Here is a 4,829-nt window from a genome sequence, read left to right as displayed (position 1 = left end):
AATTAAAGGAATTCAATAGCGGGCGTTCGAGACGCGATTCATCCCCCGGTTGAAACCAGAGGTTTTCTCGCTAACGCCCCTTATAAAGAACAATCTCTCTTAGTGCATTCAACCTGCCCTTGACTTGAATACTATTTACATTCAATTATAATTTATACTGCTAAATATGAAACAGATAGACCGGAGTCTTGTTTTATAGAACAAGACTCCGGTCTATCTGTTTACACTACACTAATTGAACGAGTAATACATAACCTAGTTCAGAAAATTAGTATACTCCATTTTAATAAAATCAAACCAAGTTCAAGCTACCAATATACTAACCTATATAAGCCCAAACTAAAAACCCTAGTGATATAATAAATCCAACAACTAATAGAACCATTACACAAAATCCCATAATATCTTTAGCATCTAACTTGGCAATTGCAAGTGCAGGAAGTGCCCAGAAAGGTTGAATCATATTTGTCCATCCATCTCCCCATGCTATTGCCATTGTAGTAATTGCAGGATCAACTCCTAATTCTAAACCGGCTGGCATAGCTATTGGTGCCTGTACAGCCCATTGCCCTCCACCAGAAGGAACAAAAATATTTACTAGCCCAGACGACCAGAACGTAAACATAGGGAAAGTATATGCATTTGATATGCTTAAAAACCACGTTGTAATAGAGCCAGCTAAACTTACTCCATCAGCATTAGCGCCTATAAGTAAGCCCATAATCCCTGCATAAAAAGGAAACTGTAATATTATGCCACCTGCACCTTTTACGGCTTCATTAATTGCATCAACGTATTTAATTGGTGTTTGGTGAAGCAAGATTCCTAATGTTAAAAAGATTAAGTTAACGATATTTAAATTCAAGTCTAAACCATTATTCCAAAAATGATATATCAAATATAAAGATGCAATCAAAACAACAAACAAACTTAACCATCTGCTATTATCAAGTTTTTCAGCTGGAGTCATATCTGCTTTATGTACAACTTGAGTATCAGTAGTATCAGTGTCAGCATAATGCGCTTCTAATATTGCTGGATCAATAGTCACTGTATCTTCAGGTGCGGGATGCATTGCTCTATTAATAAAAGGTAGGGCAATTATTACTATTGCTACCATAATTAAGTTTGGTAGAGCAAAAATAGTTTCTGCTACAGGAATAACTCCAGTTAACGCACCCAAGGTTTGAGCTTCGTTAGCAACAGCATTTGTAGCCACAGTTAATGGTACTGACCCACTGAATCCAGCATGCCAAATAACGAAACCTGAGTAAGCTGAAGCAATCAACAAACGATAGTCAACACCTTTGACGACTTTAGCAATTTCCCGAGCAAGTAATGCACCTACGATTAATCCAAATCCCCAATTTATCCAGCATGCCACTGCTCCTACAACAGAGATCAGCATAATTGCTTGCCTTGGTGTTTTAGCTATTCGAGCTATTCGTTTAAGGAAATTTGTTATTATTTCAGCACTTGCAAGAGCATTACCCAATATAAGTACTAATGCCATTTGCATTGTAAATGCTAATAATGACCAAAAGCCATCTCCCCAATGTACAGTCATTTCCATAAAAGATTGTCCGGTTACTAACATAGAAGTTATATAAGCTATTACAGTAAGGGCTATAGCAAAAACAAAGGCACTAGGTAGATATTTTTTAACTAAAGCAACTGAAACTTTTGTTATTTTTTTAAACATAATAATTCCCCTTATTAATTTTTTTTATTATCAAGTAACCGTTAAATCGTTTTATAATTATTTCACATACTTATAATAACACCGCTTTCATATTTAGTGAAATACCAAACTCTTATACAGTGAATAACCAGTAGTTATGGCACGCATCATTCACTCTTATAATGCGACTCATATATTCAAATAAGATCTAAAAGTCTACTCTTCTAATGAAAATTATAGGTCATTAGTAATTATTTTCTATGCCCTTTTACCTCTATCATGACAAAAGATTTTAATTGGACATCAGAAAGATAGAATATTTTGTAGCAATCGTTGAAAATAATTTTAATATTACTCAAGCTGCATAAAAGTTATACATTTCACAACCTGCTCTTGGTAAAAGAATTAACAGTTTTGAAATTAAAAACGATTTAATTCTTTTCGAAAGATCTAGTTGTAAGCACTGATTGAAAAATCAGCAGATCAACTTGGATTTTCATTCCCTATTTTTTCCTCCAACACCTCAGCTTATTTCTTCGCTTTGATTACGGCAAACAAGCCTTCTCCTAATCCAGCTTTTATTTCATGATACATATTTTCGCTAGAAAACACGGTCTGCTTTTCATCAATTATGCTAAAACCGACATCTTTCAACGCACTCCTTATCTCGTCTCTACTGTTGAAATTCGCATCTTGATAGAAAATGCTTTTTGATTTGTTCTCCTGATATATCTCGCCTAGCGGTGTATCTCTATCAATAAATGCAATGATAAGAAAGCCGTCATTCTCCACTATCCTATGAACTTCCCGAAAGGCCACAGCGAGATCATCTAGACAACAATCCACCGTAACCATTAGTGCGAAAGGAAAACTATTATCCTCAAAAGGCATGTTTTCAATGAAGGCCGGGGTTACCTGGACTCCACGTTCTTTTGCCTTTTCAGCCATTTTCAACGAAGGTTCTAAACCAAATTTGATCCCAAGCTGTTCTGCAAAAAGACCAGTGCCCACTCCTAGCTCTATTCCATTTGTTGTTTCATCGGGCAGAAGTTGTTGCACAGCGTTAACCTCAGATCTGAAAGTCAGATCGTTTTCCATAAACCAAGTTTCATAATCGTCGACATTTTGTCCGTATATATCATCTGTAGTCATATCAACATCAACCTCCAAAAGAGAATTCAAATCACTTCTACACTAAACGAGTAAATGATAGCCAATTAATTCAAAAAATGATTACACCTTTCAATCTTTTCGTAAATTATTTGCTTGGGCTATTATGTCTGCATTAGTCGTCTTTCATTTTCCCTCCGTTAATTATAACATCATGTGCATGTTTGACTTGATTGAGAACTCCTCGCGAGAAATCACTGTTTTTTCCACTCACTGCATCTATCAGGGTCGTCGACACCTCTGTTACAACATTGTGTTTCATGAGTCTTAGTGATCGGCGTAAAAAACACTCTCCCGCTTCAATTGAACAAAAAATCAAACACGTTCCCCATATTCACCGCACTTACTAGGCGAATATTGGGAACGTGTTTAGAGTTAAAGACTAAATTCCGATCTTTTTCACAGATAAGATCTGCTATCACTGGATGATCCTTCTGAATACCTCTTTCGCTGGTGTCCCAACATTGTCTTGTTAGTTGGAAATTCCTGATTTTTTTCAACAAGGACAATATCACGCGGCGTGTAACCAAATTTTATTTGCCGCAGCCATTACTCATATACTCAAGTATTTTTGAATAGATCTCGTCCTTTTCATCCTCATTTAAATCCCTACTATCGATCTCTATGTAGCCCTCGTTCAGATGATAGTTTCTCGTATAAATGGCTGGGTCTCCTGCCCTTAACTCACTAACTAAACTCGATAGAGAACAATTACCGTTCTCATTCATCTCAAGTTTAACTCTAAGAATAGGTCTTTTTGCGTCATCTTGAATCTCTGACGCTACTATATCGGGTATAGAATTCAATTTAAGTATAAAAGGGTCTGCTTTTCTGCTCATTTCGTCCAGCGTATCAGCTTTATCCGCTAAATATACTTCTATGGCTTCTGCGATCCCTAATATATTTTCTTTTCCTATCTTCATTGCCCGTCCGATCCCTTGAGATTGGAGCTTGACCCATTTCACATAGTTCTCTTTTCCTATGACGATTCCTGAGGTGGGCCCGGAAATAGCTTTTGAACCGCTATAAATAACCAGATCGGCCCCGGCATCTACTAATCTTTTCAGATCTCCTTCTGCTGCCGCATCCACGACGAGTGGCAGTTGATGCTCGCGTGCCAATTCGATCATTTGCTCCGCTGACAAGATACCTTTCTGGACGCAGTGATGACTCTTCACGTAAAAGAGTGCAGCTGTATCATCGCTGATCAATTCCTCTACCATGTCTTTATCACAAAGATTTGAATACCCCGCCTCTATAACGTTTCCTCCACCCATCTCGATCATTGTCTGAATAGGCGCACCATAATGGATATTATGACCTTTCGGGATGATGATGTCTCTTGCGCTGATTTTTTTTGAATAAGGATTTTTCATATGATAGGCATCCCCTTGGCCGATCACGCCGGCAACAGATTGACTGATGCCAGCAGACGCAGAGGATACGATACATAGCGCCTCTACATGCAATAGTTCTTCAAGGTATCGGCCGATATTGTTATGTAATTCATCCATTTCAAAAAAATGTTCTCCACCAAAAACTTGAGCTTCAATTGCTTCACTGGCATATATTGAGGCACCTAAAATCGTCATTTTCCCATTTGCATTTATCACTTTTTTTAATTTAAATTTATCATGTGCGTTATACATTCTAGCGTCCTCCTTAAAAAGAAAAAAATTTAAAAAAAAAGCTAGGGGAGACCCTAGCTTTCCATCAAACATATTAGAGTATGTCTAAAACTCTTCTTCTTCAGAGTACTCTGCTTCATCACTTTGAGACCACACCAGGACACTCTGCTTAGCTGTATTCACTATTGCATCTACAGCCTCTTCCACAGAAGAATCAATCATTTGTATGGACAATCCCGCCAATGCCATCAAAATTCCGGTAAAGAACAGTATGAGTGAGGGTGTCTGACGAAGGTTGCAACTTCCCCTCAACAATCCTGCCCTCCATATCAACAACCACCATATCATCA

4 protein-coding genes and 1 pseudogene are annotated in these 4,829 nt (G+C 37.6%); all 5 read right to left on the bottom strand.

The window, feature by feature from the left end; genetic code table 11:
* Positions 1-319: 319 nt before the first annotated feature.
* Positions 320-1,702: a short-chain fatty acid transporter gene (locus R6U02_RS05185; protein ID WP_410262573.1), complete on the bottom strand. Its 1,383-nt coding sequence runs from the start codon at positions 1,700-1,702 to the stop codon at positions 320-322.
* Between the two features lie 507 nt (positions 1,703-2,209).
* Positions 2,210-2,833, bottom strand: coding sequence for a class I SAM-dependent DNA methyltransferase (locus R6U02_RS05180; RefSeq protein ID WP_410262572.1), 624 nt, complete (start codon positions 2,831-2,833; stop codon positions 2,210-2,212).
* 133 nt (positions 2,834-2,966) lie between these two features.
* On the bottom strand, positions 2,967-3,113 hold the full coding sequence (locus R6U02_RS05175) for a hypothetical protein (RefSeq protein WP_410262571.1): 147 nt from the start codon (positions 3,111-3,113) through the stop codon (positions 2,967-2,969).
* Between the two features lie 271 nt (positions 3,114-3,384).
* On the bottom strand, positions 3,385-4,500 hold the full coding sequence (locus R6U02_RS05170; protein WP_410262570.1) for a DgaE family pyridoxal phosphate-dependent ammonia lyase: 1,116 nt from the start codon (positions 4,498-4,500) through the stop codon (positions 3,385-3,387).
* A 199-nt stretch (positions 4,501-4,699) separates the two neighbouring features.
* Positions 4,700-4,829, bottom strand: a pseudogene (locus R6U02_RS05165) (class II aldolase/adducin family protein); the annotation flags it as partial.

The organism is Alkalibacterium sp. (assembly GCF_046484155.1).
Lineage (GTDB): Bacteria > Bacillota > Bacilli > Lactobacillales > Carnobacteriaceae_A > Alkalibacterium.
This window is presented reverse-complemented; position numbering and strand designations above follow the sequence as displayed.

Bases quoted from the DNA above. Each gene is read 5' to 3' on its own strand.
- R6U02_RS05185 (WP_410262573.1), bottom strand. From the start codon at position 1,702: ATGTTTAAAAAAATAACAAAAGTTTCAGTTGCTTTAGTTAAAAAATAT.
- R6U02_RS05180 (WP_410262572.1), bottom strand. From the start codon at position 2,833: ATGACTACAGATGATATATACGGACAAAATGTCGACGATTATGAAACT.
- R6U02_RS05175 (WP_410262571.1), bottom strand. From the start codon at position 3,113: ATGAAACACAATGTTGTAACAGAGGTGTCGACGACCCTGATAGATGCA.
- R6U02_RS05170 (WP_410262570.1), bottom strand. From the start codon at position 4,500: ATGTATAACGCACATGATAAATTTAAATTAAAAAAAGTGATAAATGCA.